General features: G+C 61.7%; 16 protein-coding genes and 2 pseudogenes. 3 read left to right on the forward strand and 15 right to left on the reverse strand.

Features of this window, described 5'->3' with window-relative positions:
* Window positions 1–116: 116 nt before the first annotated feature.
* On the reverse strand, window positions 117–2,036 hold the full coding sequence (gene glmS, locus WJU18_RS27505; RefSeq protein WP_423461111.1) for a glutamine--fructose-6-phosphate transaminase (isomerizing): 1,920 nt from the start codon (window positions 2,034–2,036) through the stop codon (window positions 117–119).
* Window positions 2,037–2,188: 152 nt separating this feature from the next.
* Between glmS and WJU18_RS27510 the strand changes: the two genes are divergently transcribed.
* Window positions 2,189–2,659: an Lrp/AsnC family transcriptional regulator gene (locus WJU18_RS27510; protein ID WP_423457243.1), complete on the forward strand. Its 471-nt coding sequence runs from the start codon at window positions 2,189–2,191 to the stop codon at window positions 2,657–2,659.
* A 3-nt stretch (window positions 2,660–2,662) separates the two neighbouring features.
* Here the strand turns inward: WJU18_RS27510 and WJU18_RS27515 are convergent, their stop codons facing one another.
* The 8 genes and pseudogenes from WJU18_RS27515 to cyoA form a co-directional block, all read right to left on the reverse strand.
* A complete protein-coding gene (locus WJU18_RS27515) occupies window positions 2,663–4,387 on the reverse strand; it encodes a lysoplasmalogenase family protein (RefSeq protein WP_423457245.1) in 1,725 nt (574 codons plus the stop codon).
* 43 nt (window positions 4,388–4,430) lie between these two features.
* The gene (locus WJU18_RS27520) at window positions 4,431–4,982 is read right to left on the reverse strand and encodes a response regulator transcription factor (RefSeq protein WP_423457246.1); all 552 of its coding nucleotides are present in this window, start codon (window positions 4,980–4,982) and stop codon (window positions 4,431–4,433) included.
* Complete coding sequence (locus WJU18_RS27525; protein ID WP_423457248.1) at window positions 4,963–6,342, reverse strand: ATP-binding protein; 1,380 nt, start codon at window positions 6,340–6,342, stop codon at window positions 4,963–4,965. The genes WJU18_RS27520 and WJU18_RS27525 overlap by 20 nt, the downstream gene beginning before the upstream one ends.
* A gap of 9 nt (window positions 6,343–6,351) precedes the next feature.
* The gene (locus WJU18_RS27530) at window positions 6,352–7,158 is read right to left on the reverse strand and encodes an SURF1 family protein (RefSeq protein WP_423457250.1); all 807 of its coding nucleotides are present in this window, start codon (window positions 7,156–7,158) and stop codon (window positions 6,352–6,354) included.
* Window positions 7,118–7,543 (reverse strand): cytochrome o ubiquinol oxidase subunit IV, encoded by a 426-nt coding sequence (gene cyoD, locus WJU18_RS27535; RefSeq protein WP_423457251.1) that lies wholly within the window; start codon window positions 7,541–7,543, stop codon window positions 7,118–7,120. The genes WJU18_RS27530 and cyoD overlap by 41 nt, the downstream gene beginning before the upstream one ends.
* Window positions 7,543–8,159, reverse strand: a pseudogene (gene cyoC, locus WJU18_RS27540) (cytochrome o ubiquinol oxidase subunit III). Before cyoC ends, cyoD begins: the two are co-directional and overlap by 1 nt.
* On the reverse strand, window positions 8,152–10,158 hold the full coding sequence (gene cyoB / locus WJU18_RS27545; protein ID WP_423457253.1) for a cytochrome o ubiquinol oxidase subunit I: 2,007 nt from the start codon (window positions 10,156–10,158) through the stop codon (window positions 8,152–8,154). Before cyoB ends, cyoC begins: the two are co-directional and overlap by 8 nt.
* A gap of 6 nt (window positions 10,159–10,164) precedes the next feature.
* The gene (gene cyoA, locus WJU18_RS27550) at window positions 10,165–11,166 is read right to left on the reverse strand and encodes a ubiquinol oxidase subunit II (protein WP_423457255.1); all 1,002 of its coding nucleotides are present in this window, start codon (window positions 11,164–11,166) and stop codon (window positions 10,165–10,167) included.
* 236 nt (window positions 11,167–11,402) lie between these two features.
* Between cyoA and WJU18_RS27555 the strand changes: the two genes are divergently transcribed.
* A complete protein-coding gene (locus tag WJU18_RS27555) occupies window positions 11,403–12,734 on the forward strand; it encodes an MFS transporter (RefSeq protein ID WP_423457257.1) in 1,332 nt (443 codons plus the stop codon).
* Window positions 12,735–12,803: 69 nt separating this feature from the next.
* Here the strand turns inward: WJU18_RS27555 and WJU18_RS27560 are convergent, their stop codons facing one another.
* From WJU18_RS27560 to ttcA, 5 genes and pseudogenes are all read right to left on the reverse strand, one after another.
* Window positions 12,804–13,373, reverse strand: a complete 570-nt coding sequence (locus tag WJU18_RS27560) for a cysteine hydrolase family protein (protein ID WP_423457259.1) — start codon at window positions 13,371–13,373, stop codon at window positions 12,804–12,806.
* Window positions 13,374–13,380: 7 nt separating this feature from the next.
* Entirely contained in the window at window positions 13,381–13,989 is a 609-nt protein-coding gene (locus WJU18_RS27565) for a hypothetical protein (protein ID WP_423457261.1), read from the reverse strand.
* A gap of 208 nt (window positions 13,990–14,197) precedes the next feature.
* Window positions 14,198–14,841: pseudogene (locus WJU18_RS27570) on the reverse strand (histidine phosphatase family protein).
* Between the two features lie 182 nt (window positions 14,842–15,023).
* Window positions 15,024–15,698, reverse strand: coding sequence for a DUF4136 domain-containing protein (locus WJU18_RS27575; protein ID WP_423457263.1), 675 nt, complete (start codon window positions 15,696–15,698; stop codon window positions 15,024–15,026).
* Window positions 15,699–15,717: 19 nt separating this feature from the next.
* Window positions 15,718–16,674, reverse strand: coding sequence for a tRNA 2-thiocytidine(32) synthetase TtcA (gene ttcA, locus WJU18_RS27580; protein WP_423461112.1), 957 nt, complete (start codon window positions 16,672–16,674; stop codon window positions 15,718–15,720).
* Window positions 16,675–16,831: 157 nt separating this feature from the next.
* On the opposite strand from ttcA, the gene aroQ reads away from it, so the two are divergent.
* Window positions 16,832–17,275 (forward strand): type II 3-dehydroquinate dehydratase, encoded by a 444-nt coding sequence (aroQ, locus tag WJU18_RS27585; protein WP_423457265.1) that lies wholly within the window; start codon window positions 16,832–16,834, stop codon window positions 17,273–17,275.
* A gap of 8 nt (window positions 17,276–17,283) precedes the next feature.
* On the opposite strand, the gene WJU18_RS27590 is transcribed toward aroQ, so the two are convergent.
* A complete protein-coding gene (locus WJU18_RS27590) occupies window positions 17,284–17,664 on the reverse strand; it encodes a dihydroneopterin aldolase (protein WP_423457267.1) in 381 nt (126 codons plus the stop codon).
* Window position 17,665: the final 1 nt, after the last annotated feature.

Below are 17,665 nucleotides of genomic sequence, written 5' to 3' on the forward strand. Positions count from 1 at the left end.
TGGATGAGAGCCTACCGCAATCAAGTGGCCACGTCTTCAAGGCCCTGGGCATATCGGCATGGTTGCGATCTCAGATAGCTCACGGCAAGGAACACCGGTCCAACTCCTTCTGATAGCTACTCTACCGTCACCGATTTGGCCAAGTTCCGCGGTTTGTCCACGTCGGTCCCCCGCGCCACCGCCGTGTGATACGCCAGCAACTGCAGCGGCACTACATGCAAGATAGGTGAGAGCGGGCCGTAATGCTCGGGCATGCGAATCACGTGCACACCTTCTCCGGATTCGATGCGGGTGTCGGCATCGGCCAGCACATAGAGCACACCGCCCCGTGCACGCACTTCCTGCATGTTGCTCTTGAGCTTTTCCAGCAGCGCATCATTGGGCGCCACGGTGACCACCGGCATGGCGCTGGTCACCAGGGCGAGCGGGCCGTGCTTGAGTTCACCGGCTGCATAGGCCTCCGCGTGAATGTAGGTGATCTCCTTGAGCTTGAGCGCGCCTTCCTGCGCAACCGGGTAGTGCAGGCCACGGCCCAGGAACAACGCGTTTTCCTTGGTGGCGAACTGCTCTGCCCAGTTGATGATCTGCGGCTCCAATGCCAGCACGGCTTGCAACGCCACGGGTAAATGCCGCATGGCCGTGAGGTGCGCGGCTTCCTGCTCTTCGGTCAGCAAACCGCGTGCCTGGGCGAGCGAAAGTGTGAGCAGGAAGAGGCCCACCAGTTGCGTGGTGAAGGCTTTGGTGGACGCCACGCCGATCTCCACGCCCGCGCGGGTGAGGTAAGCCAGTTTGCACTCGCGCACCATGGCGCTGGTGGCCACGTTGCATACCGTGAGTGTGTGCTTCATACCCAGGCTTTGCGCGTGCCGCAGCGCGGCCAGTGTGTCGGCCGTTTCACCCGATTGGCTGATGGTGACCACCAACGTCTTGGGATCAGGCACGGATTCGCGGTAGCGGTATTCGCTGGCGATCTCTACCTGGCAGGGAATCTTGGCGGTGGCTTCCAGCCAGTATTTGGCCACACACCCTGAGTAATAGCTGGTGCCGCATGCCAGGATGAGTACCTTGTCGATGGCGCGGAAAGTGGCGTAAGCGCCCTCCCCCGGTTCGTGGTTGCTGGCGGCCTCGAACAGTTCCGGCACCACCGCCTGCACACCCTCCAGCGTATCGGCCACCGCGCGCGGCTGCTCGAAGATCTCCTTTTGCATGTAGTGGCGGTAGGGTCCCAGCTCGGCGGCGCCGCTCATGGCCTGCACGGTCTTCACGGGGCGCGCGGCACTCTGGCCTTCACGGTCCGTGATCCAGTATTTGCCCAGTTGCACATCGACCACGTCGCCCTCTTCCAGGTAGACGATCTGATCGGTCACGCCGGCCAGCGCCATGGCGTCGCTGGCAAGGAAGTTCTCCTGCCCATCGGCCCCCACGCCCAACACCAACGGAGAGCCCTCCCGCGCGCCCACGAGGCGCTGGGGCTCGTCTCTGTGCAGCACGGCCAATGAATAGCTGCCGCGCAAGCGCTTGGCCGCGGCCTGGACAGCCTGAAACAGATCGCCCTCGTACAGGCTGTCGATCAGGTGAACGACAGTTTCGGTGTCGGTCTGGCTGGTGAAAAAGTAACCGCGTGCCAGCAGCTCGGCGCGCAACTCGTCGTGGTTTTCAATGATGCCGTTGTGCACCAGCGTGACACGCGCAGGACGCTCTGCCGCCTGCTCACCCGCCATGCCAGCCGGCACTGGGCCGCGGCTGACGTGGGGGTGCGCATTGGCCACGGCCGGGGCACCGTGTGTGGCCCAGCGTGTATGGGCAATGCCGGTCACGCCGGCCAGGCCTTGCGAATCAGCCTGCGCGGCCAGATCGGAAACGCGAGCGATGCCGCGAAGGCGTTTGAGCCTGGTGCTCGGCGCGAGCGTGGATGCATCGGCAGCATGCACAGCCACACCGCAGGAATCGTAGCCGCGGTATTCCAGCCTTTGCAGGCCCTGCACCAGGATAGGAACGATGTTGCGCGTGGAAACCGCGCCGACGATGCCGCACATGTTGGTGTACCCGTTGACGAAAGATGCGACGATCCTACGCATAGCACCGTGAAATTTGTGAAGATAATTTCCATAAAAATGAAATCATCAATCAGTTACACATAAACATGAATTAATATTTCTATTTATCATTTGATATGAATGATTTTTTCATGGACGAGACGGATTGGCTGCTGCTCGATGAACTCCAGCGCCATGCGGGTCTCAGCAATCAGGTTCTGGCCGAGCGTGCCCATATTTCCGCCCCCACCTGCTTGCGCCGGATCCGGCGTCTGCGCGAAGCCGGGTTGATAGCAGCCCAGGTAGCACTTCTGAATGAAGACGCCATCGCCACCCTGCAGGGCCACGGTCTTACGGCCATTGCAGAGGTGTCGCTCGATCGCCAAGGCGATGAGCATCTGAGCACTTTTGAGGCACGCGCGGTCGCCGATGACGCGGTGATGCAGTGCTACCGCGTGACGCCAGGACCCGACTTCATCCTGATGATCCGTGTGCGTGACATGCCGGGCTACCAAGCCCTGGCGCAGCGCCTGTTCACCCAGGATGCCAATGTGCGCAATGTGAAGGTGTTCTTTTCCGTGCAGCGAGGCAAGTTCGAAACCCGGATACCGCTGAATCGGTAAAAGTCAGTTGGGCTTTTTTGGTGTGGCGTAGACGGCGATGAGGATCTGCGCGGCGTAGTACGTGCTCAACACCCATAGCGGCGCCAACGATAGCGACCACACGAAGCGGTTGGTGGCCAGCAGGGAATCGCTCAGCATGAAAAATCCCGCCCCCAAGGCCACGGCCATACTGGCCTTGTCGCCTTGCACGCGAGCGCGGCCAATGGCTTGCGCGGCCATCAATGCAATCACGGTGACATAAGCGGCCACCGGCACCCGCAGAGCCGAAGGGAGCCCGCCAAACCAGAGAAAGGCGTACATCGCGGCGCCGATCAGGAGCGTGGCCACCAGGGCGCCACGGCTGGCAAACCAGGGCACGCCACGTTTGAAGAGCGCGATATAAGCCAAGTGGGCCAACAAAAACGCCACCAGGCCCGGGACGAAATAGCCCTCGAACATGAGCGCGACATCGCCCAGCATGGAAAGCGCCAGTGCCACTCCAAGGATCAACTCAAAGCGGGAATCCGAGGCCTCTGAACGAGCGCGGGCGGCCACCAAAGCGATCGCACACACCATCGTCAAGGGCTTGAACACGCGGTGCCATTCGATCAGGCCGAGCGCCGCGGTCGCGGTCGCCAGCGCGGCCGATTCGATCAGCAATACCTGCAATAGGCCAATCCTTCCTTGCAACAGCGCGCCCACGGCCCATAGCCCGGCCGCCAACACACCGAACCACATGGCCGAACGCGCAAGCGGCGCCGTATCAGCCTCCCACAGAAAAAGAGCCGCGCCGGCCACCAAGGCGATGAACTGCAAACCGGCGAACCAGCGCACGCCCTTGCTTGTAGGTATTTCGTAGTAACGCATGGAAGACATATTAAACGCCGGTTTCGGCCAGCGCGCCGCCACATCCGGGGGCCGCCAGCCCGGTGGCTTGACCCATACACGCAGCTTGTCGGCCCAGTGCCGGGCGCGCCATGAATCCTGTGCCAGCGCCCAATAGACTTCGGCATTGGCCCAAAGCGGATCCCAGGAGTTGAGCGGCGCGCGCGTGCCATAAAGAGGCTCCTCCCGCAGATCTTCCTCTTCAAAGCTGCCGAAGATCCGGTCCCACACGATCAGGATGCCGCCGTAGTTCTTGTCCAGGTACCGGTCATTCACCGCGTGATGCACGCGATGGTTGGAGGGTGAGCAGAACCAGCGGTCGAACCAGCCCAGCTTGGGCACGTGCTCGGTATGCACCCAGAACTGGTAGAGCAGATCGATCAGCGCCACCACGCCGAACACCAGGGGAGGCACGCCGGCCACCGCCATCGGCAGATAGAAGACCCAGCCCAGCAAAGCGCCGGTACTGGTCTGGCGCAGCGCAGTACTCAGGTTGTAATGCTGGCTCTGGTGGTGCACCACGTGCGCCGCCCACAGCACAGCGCTTTCGTGGCCCATGCGGTGGAGCCAGTAGTAGCACAGGTCATAGAAGAGCAGCGCCAGCAGCCAGCCGTACCAGGCGGTCCAGAAAGCATCGGCACGCAGGAGCGCAATGTGCTCGAACACCATCGTGTACAAGCCAATGCGCAACAGGCGCGTGAACACCGCGCTGATCTGGCTGAGCACACCCAGGCCGACGCTGTTGATGGCGTCGGCCATTTTGTAGGTGTCATGCCTCTTGGCCCTCCCCCATGCCCATTCAAGCGCGATAAGCAGCAGGAAAACCGGAGTCGCAAAGACGATGACTTGGCTAGGAGAGGGCATGAAGGATGGCGAATGGGCCATCCTTTATACGCGGTCTGCCCTCCTATTTCACCTGCTGCTTACCCAGCTTGCGCGCCAGCGTGCGCCGGTGCATACCAAGCCGCCGCGCCGTCTCTGAAATGTTGAAACCCGTCTCGGCCAGGGTCTGATGGATGTGCTCCCACTCAAGGGTCTTGATGGAGCTGGTACGGGCAGTCAAGGACACTTCAGTGGAACCTTCGACGCGGTCGAAAGCGGCTTCGATGTCGTCGGTGTTGGACGGTTTGGCCAGGTAGTGGCAAGCGCCCAGCTTGATCGCCTCGATGGCCGTGGCGATGCTGGCGAAACCTGTCAGCACCACGATCAGCATGGCAGGGTCATGCTCGCTCAGCACGCGCACGCAGGCGAGACCGGATGCCTCGCCTTTCAGTTTGAGATCGACCACCGCATGGCTGGGTGAGAAATCCGCGAGCAACGGCGCCAGCTCGTCGAAACTGGCGATCGTTCGCACCATGTAGCCCCGCCGCTCGAAAGAGCGGCCCAGCGTGCGCGCGAAAGCTGCGTCGTCCTCGACGATCAGCAGGCGGGGAGCGTTGTCAGCGGCCGTCTCTGCCATCTTGATCCTCTTCGTCTTCGTCTTCCAGCAGAGCCAGGGAAACCAGCGGCAGCGTGATCCGCACCTCTGCTCCGCCATGAGGACGGTTGTACGCCTGCACTTTGCCGGCGAGGGCGCGTGCCACGTTGGCCACCAGGAAAAACCCAAGGCCGCCACCGGGCCGGCCTTTTGTGGAACGATAGGGTTCGCCCAGATACGGCAGCACTTCAGGCGCGAAGCCCGGCCCTTCGTCGCGCACCATCAGGACCAGATCGTCGCCCTCGCGCATGGCCTCCAGTTCCATGGCGTGGGGTGATGCCTCGAAGGCATTGTCCAGCAGGTTGTCCATCATCTGCTTGACCGCCGAATCCGACACCATGGACAGATCCTTGCCGAAACGGTTCACGTAGCTCAGGCGATTGTCGGGGTGGCGGCGGCGCCAGTCGTGAACCACTTCGTCCAGAAAGTCGCACACAGTGGTGGCCATGGACGATTCACTGCGCGCCTCCCCCGCGGACAGCAGGATGCCGCTCACGATGGCCTTGCAGTGCCTCACCTGATTCTGCATTTCCGTCACATCGCTGGCCAGCTCGGGATCAGCACTCAGCTGTGGCAGGCGCTTCCAGTCGCCGAGGATCACATCCAGCGTGGACAGCGGTGTGCCCAGGTTGTGCGCTGCGCCGGAGGCCAGCAACCCCATGCGGACAATGAGCTCCTCCTCCACGGCACGCTGGCGCATCGCCGCGAGGCGCGCATCGCGTTGGCGCAGGTTGCCCATGATCCGGATGATGAACAGCACCAGCAGCGCCGCGTTGAGGGAGAAAGAAATCAGCAGGCCTTCCATGTAGAGACTGGCAAGGCCCTGGTCATGATCGAGCGGCAGCGGCAAAGGATGCGCGAAGCGCGCCAAGCCCGCGAAGCACAGCATGCTCACGACCACCATGATCCAGGCCGCGCGCGCAGGCAGGAGCACCGCCCCCAGAATCACCTGCAGCAGGTACAGAAAGACGAAGGGATTGGCTGCACCGCCGCTGAGATACAACTGGGCCGTCAGCGCGGCCACATCGACCAGCAACACCAGCAGCAGCTCAGTGCTGGATACACCGCCCGGCAACAGGCAGCGAAGCATGCTCATGCCATTGAACACCGCGAGCGCCGCCAGCACGACCAGCATTGGCTCCACAGGGATCTCAATGCCCAGTCCCAAGCGCACCACGCCGATGGTGATGACCTGCCCAACCACCGCCAGCCAACGCAGCTGGATCAGCTGCTTGAGGTTATTCAGGCCGACGGCGTCCGAGCCGGCATCCTCTGGTTCATGCGGGAGCCATCTGTTCGAGGAGGCCGGAGGAGCTTTGGAAGAAGAAAGCAAAGCAGGCATGTGCGCCCATTATCCCGCGCCCACCCGGTGCCTGCCGCGCCATACATAGACAAGCGCCGCCAGCAACCCAAGCGCCAGGCCATACCAGGTCAAGGCGTAGACCAGATGGTTGTCGGAAAAGCGCACCACGGTCAGACCGGCGACTGGCCAGGGCCCGGCGTCCTGCGGGGCAGAGACCAAGGGCCCTTGACCCGGCGCGGCTTCCTGATCGATGAAATAGGGCGCCACTTCTTCCGGTGGCAGACCGCGCGACTGTGTCAGCACCGCGACGTCTCGGGAATGCCAGCGGTCAGCGCCGGGATCGTTGTCACGCAAGAAGGCGCCTCCTGGCTCGCTGAGGCGCAACAGACCGGTCACGCTGACGTCGCCTTCGGGCGGCGCCAAGCCGCGGCGGGCCGGATCGCGTGCCGCCGGCGGAACAAAACCGCGGTTGATCCAGACCATGCGTCCCTCGCCGGTCCGTAGCGGCGTGAGTACCCAGAATCCGGCCCCCAGCGCGGTGGTGGCCTGCACCAGCGCTTCGTGCTCATGCAGAAAGCGCCCTGTCACATGCACCCTGAGGTATTCGTGCGAAGCCTGGTTCACCTCCGGCCATTGGGCCTGGTTGGGCGCAGCCGCCGGAGGGGCGTGGATCCGGGCATCCACCCGGGCAATGAGATCATGTTTCCAGGCGAGACGCTGGACTTGCCAGGTACCCAGAGCCAACAGAGCCAGAAACAGCACGGCCGCACCGGCCAGCCACGGCCAGCGCAGCCGGGCCGCTGAAGCCCCCTGCTCAGAGCCCCCCATGGGTTGCATGGCCCACGTGGCCGGCATGCCCCGGCATCATGTTGGCGTTCATGTGGAACATCACCCACAGCGTGCCGGCCACCGCAATGGCCACAAATACCAAGGTGAAGATGGTCGACAGCATGGTCCAGCCGCCTTCAACCTTGCCATTCATGTGCAGGAAGTAAACCATGTGCACGAGGATCTGCGCCACAGCCAGCCCGCCCAGGACCAGCACCGCGACGGTGCGGTCGGTGATGACGTGGTTCATCACCAGCCAGAACGGAATCGCCGTCAGGACGACCGACAGCACAAAGCCGATCATGTAGCCCGAGAACGTGCTGTGCGGCCCCTCTTCAGCTGCATGGTCGTGATGGGCGTCGTGCGGTCCATTCGTATCGGACGCCTCGTGCGTACGGTGTTTCTGGCTCATTACAGCACCCCCATGAGATAGACAAAGGTAAAGACGCCGATCCAGATCACGTCCAGAAAGTGCCAGAACATCGACAGGCACATCAGGCGGCGTTTGTTCTCGCGGCTCAACCCGTGTTTTCCGATCTGGATCATCAGCGTGATCAGCCAGATCAGGCCAAACGTCACGTGCAGGCCGTGGGTGCCCACCAGCGTGAAGAAAGACGACATGAAGGCGCTGGAGCCGGGGGTGGCGCCCTCATGGATGAGGTGCGCGAATTCATAGAGCTCCAGCCCCAGGAAAGCAGCGCCGAACAGGCCCGTCACGGCCAGCCAGCCGAGCGTGCCGCCCACCTTGCCCTGCTGTTTCTGCAGCATGGCGAAACCGAAAGTGATCGACGACAGCAACAGGAAGGCCGTGTTGATGGCCACCAGTTTCAGATCGAACAGTTCCGCGCCGCCAGGGCCCCCGCATAGTTGCGGCCGAGCGCGCCATAGGTCGCGAACATGGCGGCGAAGATGAGGCAGTCGCTCATCAGGTAGAGCCAGAAGCCCAGCGAAGTCCCGTTCTCGGGATGCGGCTCATGCTCCAGGTGGTAGGCGCGTTCGGCGCCTGTATTCAGTGCAAGATCAGACATGGCGGGCAAGCAGTTGGGTCCGTGCCTCTTCCGTGGCGGCCACTTCGGCTGCCGGGATGTGGTAGTCACGGTTGTAATTGAAGGTATGGATGATGGCCGCGAGCACGACGCCAGCGAAGGACGCGATCGCCAGCGGCCACATATGCCAGATCAGGGCGAATCCGAAGACCCCGGCCAGCACGGAAATCACCACGCCCGCGCCCGTATTGCGGGGCATGTGGATGTCCTTGAAACCCGCCAGCGGACGCTTGTAGCCGTGCTTTTTCATGTCGGCCCAGGCATCGGTGTCGTAGACCACGGGCGTAAACGCGAAGTTGTAGTCAGGCGGTGGCGATGAAGTGGCCCATTCCAGCGTGCGGCCGCCCCAGGGATCACCCGTTTCGTCGCGCAGTTGATCGCGCTTCAGATAGCTGACCCCCAGTTGAATCAGGAAGCAGGCAATGCCCACCGCCACGATGGCCGCGCCGACTGCCGCGATCTGGAACCAGATTTGATAGGCAGGATCGTCAAAATGGTTGACACGCCGGGTCAGGCCCATGAGGCCCAACACATAAAGCGGCGTGAAGGCGACCCAGAAGCCGACCAACCAGCACCAGAAAGAACGGCGCCCCCATTTGTCATCCAGCTTGTAGCCGAACGCCTTGGGAAACCAGTACGTAATGCCGGCAAACGCGCCATACACCACGCCGCCGATGATGACGTTGTGGAAGTGAGCAATCAGGAACAGGCTGTTGTGCAGCACGAAGTCGGCGGGCGGCACAGCCAGCAGCACCCCCGTCAAGCCGCCAATGGCGAAGGTAGGCAACGCGCCCATCACCCACAGCATGGGCACTTCGAAGCGGATGCGGCCGCGGTACATGGTGAACAGCCAGTTGAAGATCTTGGCACCGGTCGGGATCGAGATGATCATCGTGGTGATCCCGAAGAACGAGTTGACACTCGCCCCCGACCCCATGGTGAAGAAGTGGTGCAGCCACACCAGGTACGACAGGATCGTGATACAGACGGTGGCATACACCATGGAGGCGTAGCCGAACAGGCGCTTGCGGCTGAAAGTCGCCACGATTTCCGAGAAGATGCCGAAGCAGGGCAGGATCAGGATGTAGACCTCGGGGTGACCCCAGATCCAGATCAGGTTCACGTACAGCATGGGGTTGCCGCCCAGCGTGTTGGTGAAGAAGTTGGTGCCGACATAGCGGTCCAGGGACATCAGCACCAGCGCGGCGGTCAGGATCGGGAACGAGGCCACGATCAGTGCGTTGGTGCACAGTGCCGTCCACGTGAACACCGGCATCTTCATCAGGTTCATGCCGGGCGCGCGCATCTTGATGATGGTGACGATCAGGTTGATCCCCGACAAGGTCGTGCCCACCCCCGCGATCTGCAACGCCCATATGTAGTAGTCAAGCCCCACCCCGGGGTTCTGCGCCCCCAGGTTGGAAAGGGCCAGCCAGCCCGAAGTGGAGAACTCGCCCAGGAACAGCGACACCATCACGAGAACGGCGCCGGCAGTGGTCATCCAGAAGCTGAAGTTGTTCAGGAAAGGAAAGGCCACATCACGGGCACCGATCTGCAGCGGCACGAGGTAGTTCATCAGGCCCGTGACCAGCGGCATGGCCACGAAGAAGATCATGATGACGCCGTGTGCCGTGAAGATCTGGTCGTAGTGGTGCGGCGGCAAATAGCCCAGGTTGTCGCCAAATGCCATGGCCTGCTGCAGACGCATCATGAGGGCGTCGGAGAAGCCGCGCAGCAGCATGACCACGCCCAGCACCATGTACATGATGCCGATCTTCTTGTGATCGATGCTGCAGAACCAATCGCGCCACAACGGCCCCCAGAGGCGGTAGCGCGTCAGAAGCCCGAGCAGGACGACGCCGCCCAGCACGCAAGCCAGGAAAGTCCAGAGCACGATGGGCTCGTGGGCCATGGGGATCGAATCCCAGGTGATACGACCCAGCAGCCAGTGGGCCGGCACGGAAGTGTGTTCAACAGACATGAAGGGTTACTCGAAAATGGGCGTATCGGTGGTGCAGATGTCCTGCTCGGCCAGCTTGTCCGGCGCAAGTCCGCTGTGATGGGCGTGATTGCGCCGGGCGTCGCGGGCCATCATTTCATCCATGCACATCTGGCCGTCTTCCACGCAAAGATTCATGATGCGCTGGTACAGCCCGGCCTCCACGGAGGCGAACCGCTGCACGGGATCGCGTGACGAGGGTTTGGCCAACGCCAGATAGGCGTCGCGCGTCAGCACCTTGCCGTCTGCCTTGGCGCGGTCCACCCACTGCGCGAAATCTTCGTCACTCAGCCCGTGGAACTTGAAGGTCATACCGGAGAAGCCTTCGCCGCTGTAGTGCGAGGACATCCCTCTGTAAGTGCCAGCCTTGTTGATCACCGCGTTCAGCTCGGTCTGCATGCCGGGCATGGTGTAGATCATGCCGGCCAGATCGGGCACGTAGAAAGCGTTCATGGTGGAGCTGGAAGTCAGCTTGAAGTGGATGGGCCGGTTCACCGGCGCTGCCAGCTCGTTCACCGTGGCGATGCCCTGCTCAGGCAGCAGGAATAGCCACTTCCAATCCAGCGATATCACCTCGACCTCCAGCGGCTTGACGTTTTCCGGCAACGCCTTGGTCGCGGAAATGCGGTCCAGCGGGCGGTAGGGGTCGAGCTTGTGTGTGGTGATCCAGGTCAGCGCCCCCAGGGCGATGATGATCACCAGCGGAGCTGCCCATATCAGCAACTCCAGGCGGGTGGAGTGGTCCCAGTCGGGTGCGTAGTCGTCCTGCGCATGCTTGGCGCCCTGGCGATAGCGCCAGGCAAACAGAAAAATGAAGAAAATGACCGGCACGACGATCAGCAGCATCAGGATCGTGGCAATGACGATCAATTGCCCTTTCTGGGCAGCGATGTCTCCGGAAGGATTGAGCACAACCAGATCGCTGCAACCGGCCAGCAAGCTGGTAAGAACAACGAGGACTGATGCGCGGCGCAGGTTCGAGGTGAGCATACGAAGCGAAGTGGAGTAACCGTGCCCCTGGGGGATACGGCAGCACATATGAAATGTGCGTACAGTTGTCAGCCTCGAAATTTATCGTTCCTTAGGAGAAAAGCACATTGGACGTTTTGTCCTATGTCAAGAACCCAACGGCTGTCGCATACTCCATGCATGGGCTTAGAACGTGTATACGTTCTTGGAGCGCGGTTTGAGCGCTCCCCTGCGGTGAAACCACTCCCTTCAATGCCATGACCGGTATCCACACGACTCACTCTCACGCACTTCCGTCTGCCGCGCCGCATCTTGCCGAATCCGGCAGCCACGATGTCGCGCCTGGCGATATCGCGGTGGGGGTTGTGATTGGCCGCGCCTCCGAATACTTTGACTTCTTCGTCTACGGCATCGCCTCCGCGCTGGTGTTCCCGACGGTGTTCTTCCCGGGCGAAAGCGCATTGAACGGCACGCTGTATGCCTTTACCATCTTCGCGTTGGCCTTCGTGGCCCGCCCCTTCGGCACCGTGCTCTCCATGATGGTGCAGCGGCGCTGGGGCCGCAGCACCAAACTCACGCTGGCGATGTTCCTGCTGGGCACCTGTACTGCCGGCATCGCTTTCCTGCCCGGCTATGAAGCGCTGGGCCCGACGGCCATCTTCCTGCTCGCCCTCTTTCGCATCGGCCAGGGCATGGCGCTTGGTGGTTCCTGGGACGGCCTGCCTTCGCTGTTGGCCATGAACGCCCCCGCCGAACGGCGGGGCTGGTATGCCATGCTGGGCCAGCTCGGCGCGCCCCTCGGTTTCGTGCTGGCAAGTGCGCTGTTCGCGTATCTCTACGTCAGTCTCCCGCTGGATGAATTCCTGGCCTGGGGCTGGCGTTACCCGTTCTTCGTGGCTTTCGCCATCAACGTCGTCGCTCTGTTCGCACGGCTGCGGCTGGTGGTCACCCGCGAATACGAGCACCTGCTCGAAAAAAGCGAACTCGAGCCAGTACCCATCGGCGAGCTGGTAGCCAACCAGGGTGGCAACATCATCATCGGCGCTTTTGCCGCGCTGGCCAGCTACGCGCTGTTCCACCTGGTGACCGTGTTTCCCCTGTCCTGGATCCTGCTGTATGCGCAACAGCCCATCCCTTCCTTCCTGGGCGTGCAGATCGTGGGCGGCGTGCTGTGCGCGGGCGCCATCGTGGCTTCCGGCTGGCTGGCCGACCGCTACGGCCGGCGCAATACCCTGGGCGCGCTCGCGCTGATGATCGCCGTCTTCAGCGGCTTCGCCCCTACCTTGATCGGCAGTGGAACCGTCGGCCAGAACATCTTCATCCTGGTGGGCTTCGTGCTGCTGGGCCTCTCCTATGGTCAAGCATCGGGAACCGTCACGTCCAACTTCTCATCACGGTACCGCTACACCGGCGCGGCCCTGACCAATGATTTCGCCTGGCTGATCGGCGCCGCCTTCGCCCCCGTGGTGGCACTGGGATTGTCTGCCCATTTCGGGCTGGCTTACCTGGGTGTGTACTTGCTCTCCGGCGCTGTCTGCACGCTGGGTGCGCTGCTGCTCAACCGCAAGCTGGAAACCGAGAGAGATTGAAAAACAAGCGTCGATTTGAAATGCTTCCTTTGCAAGGGATGCATTCAGTTTATCCTCGGCGATCCATCGTCACACTGCAGCACTGACGGAGCACTTGAATGCCCGTCTCAGTTGAAGGAGCGCATGTGCCTTGCGCGTTGGTGATTCAGCCGCGGTGCAATTGCTTGGCACCCATACGTCATATCCCGCCATACGCGCGTCAGCAGCCGTCAGCATCACGCACATATCAGTGGCAAAGCCCACAACAGTCAGGTGTTCGGCCTTCATTCTCTGCAACAGGTGCAACAAAGGAGTGGAATGAAAGGCCGATTGCTGCGGCTTGAGAATGACCAGATCTTTGGCGGCAGGCGCCAGGAGGCGCGCAATTTCACCGCGTTTCGCTGGGAGTTCGCAGCAAGCCGTAAGAATGCCGCTGAATTCGCTGTGCCACGTTCCATAGTTGTCGTTGGCATAGATCGCGGGCACACCTTTTCCTTCGAGCCGCGCCTTGAATCGGGCGATATGAGCCGCTGCCCCTGCGGCATCCTGGACCAGGGCTTTCGCGTTTGGAAAGCGAAAAGGATTGATCACATCCACCAGCAACAGTACCTCGCGGCTCAGAGGAACCTGCGTGGGTTTCAACCAGTGGGCGCGAGGCATGGCGCTTTTAGAGCATCGCTTCCCGCTGTTGCTCGGCCCGCGAGGCCCCGATAGCGGTCTCGACCTGCTTGACCTCTTCAGGGGGAGGAAGGACCGCCGGCATCCCAAGACTCTGGATGGACAGTTCTCTGCACCAGCCTTGCGTGTGGTAAAGATGATGATCCTCGTCTTTTTCCACCCGTGAATAGGCTTCCTTGAGAATCGTGCCCGTTTCTCCGGTTGCGACTTCGGCAATCTTTCCAAGCAATTCCCAGTTCGAGTGATCCTTGGTTTCTGCATGCACCACGCATTCGCAAGCGACGATCTGGGCTGCGTCGGCGTCACCGCCCATCTTGGCCAGTTCCATCGCTTTTACCAACGCCTGACCGATATGTTTCACTACGTCCCGTGACGGAGAAGCCTCATCTGCGTTGATACCGAGCCGCTCGCAGGTGGTTCGCACAACATTCTGGTGGCTCTTGGTTTCCTTCAGATACTCTTCCCATTCGCTTTTGAGGTCTTTGTTGACCGCACACCCAAGAGCCGCCAGATAGATTTTTTCGCCACCCAACTCCGTTTCCATCATTTGAAGCAGCAGATCCTTGAGTTGCTTCTCGTCATATCGTGCATTCGCCATGCTGATCTCCGTGTAGTTACTTGCAGGGTTGAATCCGGGCCGGGGCCCGGTGAATACGACCTGAGCACCGCCGCGGCCTGAGCTCGCGGCGTGACAGTACGTATTACTTTGATCTACCTATGCAGTAGCAGACGTAGGAACCGGCTGTGAAAGGTGTAGGGCAAGGTCGACATAGCCCATGCACGGAGGCAGTTGCGCTAATCTGCTTTCAGGCCGTGCTCTCATCAAGCGAAGCACCTTCCAGATGTGTTTCGTCTCCCCAGCCGACCAGGGAGAGGCCTTCTGGCGTCCATAGCAGCCGGTTAACGGCGGCATTGCCGAGCTGCCAAGTACGCGCATCCTGTAAACCCATGCCGGCCGCGATGCGGTAGAGCATGTCGAGCACGCCACCGTGGGTAAACAACGCAATGTGTTGCCCCATGTGGCGAGCAGCCAGCTCATTCACGGTTTGCACCAGGCGTTCCTGCAGCTGCCGCAGGGATTCCCCCCGCCGGGTGGCGCCCAATCGGGATCGCGCTTGCGCCAGCGTTCGCCCTGTTCAGGCCAGGTCTCGGTGATGTGAGGGAAGGTCATGCCCTGGTACTCGCCGAAGCTGCGCTCGCGCAGGGCAGGTGTGGGGATCACCTCCATATGAAGGGCGTCGGCCACGATCTGGGCGGTTTCACGGGCACGCGCCAGATCGCTGCAGTAGATGGCATCAAAGGTTTCGCGCCCAGCCAGCGCTTTGGCCAGGAGCCGCGCCTGGTTGCGGCCGGTTTCGTTGAGTTCGATGTCCAGGTGGCCCTGGATGCGCTGGCCGACGTTCCAGGCGGTTTCGCCGTGGCGTACGGCAATGATGCGGGTGGATTCCATGACCCAATCATGCCATTGATCGGCGCTTGGCCCTGCCGCGGCAAGAAAGGCTGCCTGCATCTCCTCTCTGGACACGAACAGCCACGCACCGCCCCTCCCGTCATTCCCGCGCAGGCGGGAATCCAGTGCTTCCTGCCTAGTATTCCTGGATTCCCGCCTGCGCGGGAATGACGGAGGAAAAATCAGCGCACGGGCTGAGGTGCGGTGGCGGGAGCGGGCTGTGCGGGCGCAGCAGCGGGCGCTGGCGGAGCGGGCAATAGCGGGACGTCCACTCTTCGCGTGGCTTGGGCTGGTGCAGGGTAGCCTTCCATGGCCGCGACGAACAAGGCTGCCAGCACGTTGTCGGTATCGTGCCAGGGGCCATCATGGCGGGCACGGGTGTCGTAGACGATCTGGCCGGTCTGCAGATCGCGCATCAGCACGCTGACTTCGCTTACGTAGGCGGGAATGCCGGTGTCCCACATCGGCGAGCCGAAGCCAAAACCGATGCCGCCACCGCGAAAGGCGTGACCCGCACCAAACCCGAAACTCCAGCCCGGGCGGCCATAGCCGCCGGAGCCGTCGACCCAGTAGGCACCGACGTTGCCGCCGACCTGCACACTGATGCGCGGCCGGACCTCGTCGCGCACCATGCCTACCCGGGCCATGGCTTCCTGGGCCATGGCTTCCAGCCGTTCGGGCGCGGGTTGGCCGATCGCCTGAGGGGAACGCTCGAATTTGTAGTGTGCGCCGGCCAGCATGTCGGCGCCCGGCGCGCGTGCGGCCGTGGTCTGCACCAAAGCATCCACGGTGCGCGGGCCTGTAGCGCATGCGCCCAGGAACAGGGTGGCAAGAATCGCGGCGAGGAGTGCGCGCATGCGGCTTCCTTTCTCTTTTCTATGAGACTCCGCAGGACTCATTGCTGGAGGGGGCCTGCACCCAGCGGATGGCGCCTAGCGCGGGCAGCGCCGGAGGATCGATGCGTTCGTCGTCAAACGCCTTGTCGCCCTGCTCGTCGGGCAGGCCCGTGGGCTGCAGGCTCTTGAAATCGTGCAGGGTGCTGTCCATCAGATGCGAGGGCACCACGTTCTGCAGCCCGGTGAACATGGTCTCCAGCCGGCCCGGGAATTTCTTGTCCCATTCACGCAGCATGTCGCCCACCACCTTGCGCTGCAGGTTTTCCTGGCTGCCGCAGAGATTGCAGGGGATGATTGGAAACGCCTTGTGCTCAGCCCAGTCGATGAGATCCTTCTCGGCGACGAAAGCCAGCGGCCGTATGACGATGAATTCGCCGTTGTCGCTGGTGAGCTTGGGAGGCATGCCCTTGAGCTTGCCGCCGAAGAACATATTGAGGAAAAAAGTTTGCAACATGTCGTCGCGGTGATGGCCGAGCGCAATCTTGTTGCACTTGAGCCGCCGCGCGACGTTGTAAAGAATGCCTCGGCGCAACCGCGAGCACAGGCTGCAGGTGGTCTTGCCCTCGGGGATCTTGGCCTTGACGATGCTGTAGGTATCCTGCGTTTCGATGTGGTGCTCGATGCCCAGATCCTGTAGGTATTCGGGCAATATGTGGGCCGGAAAGCCGGGTTGCTTCTGGTCCAGGTTGACCGCTACCAGCTCGAACGGCACGGGGGCCCGGCTTTGCAGCTTCATCAGGATGTCGAGCATGCCGTAGCTGTCTTTACCGCCGGAAAGGCACACCATGACCCGGTCGCCAGCCTCGATCATGTTGAAATCGGCAATGGCCTGGCCCACCTGGCGGCACAGGCGTTTTTCCAGCTTGAGCGCTTCGCGCTCCATCTTGGTACGGGCAGCGGGGCCGGTGGCGCTCAGAGGCGCTTCTTCGGAAACCATGGAGGTACTCATACCCCCGATTGTCCTATCTCAGGGCGCCCCGTGCTCGACTCAGGGCTTAAGAACGTTTCAACAAGCTGCAAAATCTGGTCTAACCTCATCAAAATCCCCGGAAATCCCTCCCAAAATCTCTCCCCAAATCCCTCAAGAGGCAGGCATGAAGAAGATCCTGATGCTCCATGGCGTCAACCACAATATGTTCGGCAAGCGCGATCCCAAGCAGTACGGCACCATCACGCTACAGGAGATTGATGCGCGTCTTCAGGCGCTGGGCCAGGAGCTGGGCGCTGAAATCGAGAGTTTTCAGACCAACAGCGAAAGCGCCATGTGCGAGCGCATCCACGCGGCGTTCACCGAGGGCAAGGATGCCGTGCTGATCAACGCCGGAGCCTGGACGCACTACAGCTATGCCATCCGCGATGCGCTGGACATCCTGACATGCCCGATCGTGGAGTTGCACATGTCCAACATTCACGCGCGGGAGGAATTCCGGCACCATTCGGTGTTCGCCGACATCGTGCGCGGGCAGATCTGCGGCTTTGGCGTTGACAGTTATCTGCTGGGGTTGCGGGCGGCTATGGGCGCATTGCCGGCCAACTAGCCCCCGGGCTACCACTGCCCGGATTCCATCCGGATCGCCACCTCACAATCGTCGAATATCTCGAGTTTGGCGATCTTGACCCGCACGCCTTGCACGCCGGGCAGTTGAAGCAGGCGGTGGCTGAGCTTGCCGATCAGCGATTCGAGCAGGTTCACGTGCTCGGCGGTGCATTCATCGATGATGATCTGGCGCACCTTGCGATAGTCCAACACGTGCGTGATGTCGTCGTCGTGCGGCTTCAAAGGCTGCGCGCCCAGGTTCAGTTCGGCATCGACCTGAATAGGCTGGGTGTTATCGCGCTCGTGGTCCAGAATGCCCAGGGAAGCATCGAAGCGCAGGCCGGTGAGCGTCAAACTCTGCTGGCCGGTGGAAGGGGATTGGTTTTTCATG

The organism is Ottowia sp. VDI28, from assembly GCF_049532675.1.
GTDB lineage: Bacteria > Pseudomonadota > Gammaproteobacteria > Burkholderiales > Burkholderiaceae_C > Ottowia.

What these genes read in the sequence shown, in the direction of transcription:
- WJU18_RS27525 (WP_423457248.1), bottom strand. Translation starts at nt 6,342, where the DNA reads ATGCCTGCTTTGCTTTCTTCTTCCAAAGCTCCTCCGGCCTCCTCGAAC.
- WJU18_RS27515 (WP_423457245.1), bottom strand. Translation starts at nt 4,387, where the DNA reads ATGCCCTCTCCTAGCCAAGTCATCGTCTTTGCGACTCCGGTTTTCCTG.
- ttcA (WP_423461112.1), bottom strand. Translation starts at nt 16,674, where the DNA reads ATGGTTTCCGAAGAAGCGCCTCTGAGCGCCACCGGCCCCGCTGCCCGT.
- WJU18_RS27530 (WP_423457250.1), bottom strand. Translation starts at nt 7,158, where the DNA reads ATGCCGGCCACGTGGGCCATGCAACCCATGGGGGGCTCTGAGCAGGGG.
- aroQ (WP_423457265.1), top strand. Translation starts at nt 16,832, where the DNA reads ATGAAGAAGATCCTGATGCTCCATGGCGTCAACCACAATATGTTCGGC.
- WJU18_RS27520 (WP_423457246.1), bottom strand. Translation starts at nt 4,982, where the DNA reads ATGGCAGAGACGGCCGCTGACAACGCTCCCCGCCTGCTGATCGTCGAG.
- WJU18_RS27565 (WP_423457261.1), bottom strand. Translation starts at nt 13,989, where the DNA reads ATGGCGAATGCACGATATGACGAGAAGCAACTCAAGGATCTGCTGCTT.
- cyoB (WP_423457253.1), bottom strand. Translation starts at nt 10,158, where the DNA reads ATGTCTGTTGAACACACTTCCGTGCCGGCCCACTGGCTGCTGGGTCGT.
- WJU18_RS27510 (WP_423457243.1), top strand. Translation starts at nt 2,189, where the DNA reads ATGGACGAGACGGATTGGCTGCTGCTCGATGAACTCCAGCGCCATGCG.
- glmS (WP_423461111.1), bottom strand. Translation starts at nt 2,036, where the DNA reads ATGTGCGGCATCGTCGGCGCGGTTTCCACGCGCAACATCGTTCCTATC.
- cyoD (WP_423457251.1), bottom strand. Translation starts at nt 7,543, where the DNA reads ATGAGCCAGAAACACCGTACGCACGAGGCGTCCGATACGAATGGACCG.
- WJU18_RS27555 (WP_423457257.1), top strand. Translation starts at nt 11,403, where the DNA reads ATGACCGGTATCCACACGACTCACTCTCACGCACTTCCGTCTGCCGCG.
- WJU18_RS27575 (WP_423457263.1), bottom strand. Translation starts at nt 15,698, where the DNA reads ATGCGCGCACTCCTCGCCGCGATTCTTGCCACCCTGTTCCTGGGCGCA.
- WJU18_RS27560 (WP_423457259.1), bottom strand. Translation starts at nt 13,373, where the DNA reads ATGCCTCGCGCCCACTGGTTGAAACCCACGCAGGTTCCTCTGAGCCGC.
- WJU18_RS27590 (WP_423457267.1), bottom strand. Translation starts at nt 17,664, where the DNA reads ATGAAAAACCAATCCCCTTCCACCGGCCAGCAGAGTTTGACGCTCACC.
- cyoA (WP_423457255.1), bottom strand. Translation starts at nt 11,166, where the DNA reads ATGCTCACCTCGAACCTGCGCCGCGCATCAGTCCTCGTTGTTCTTACC.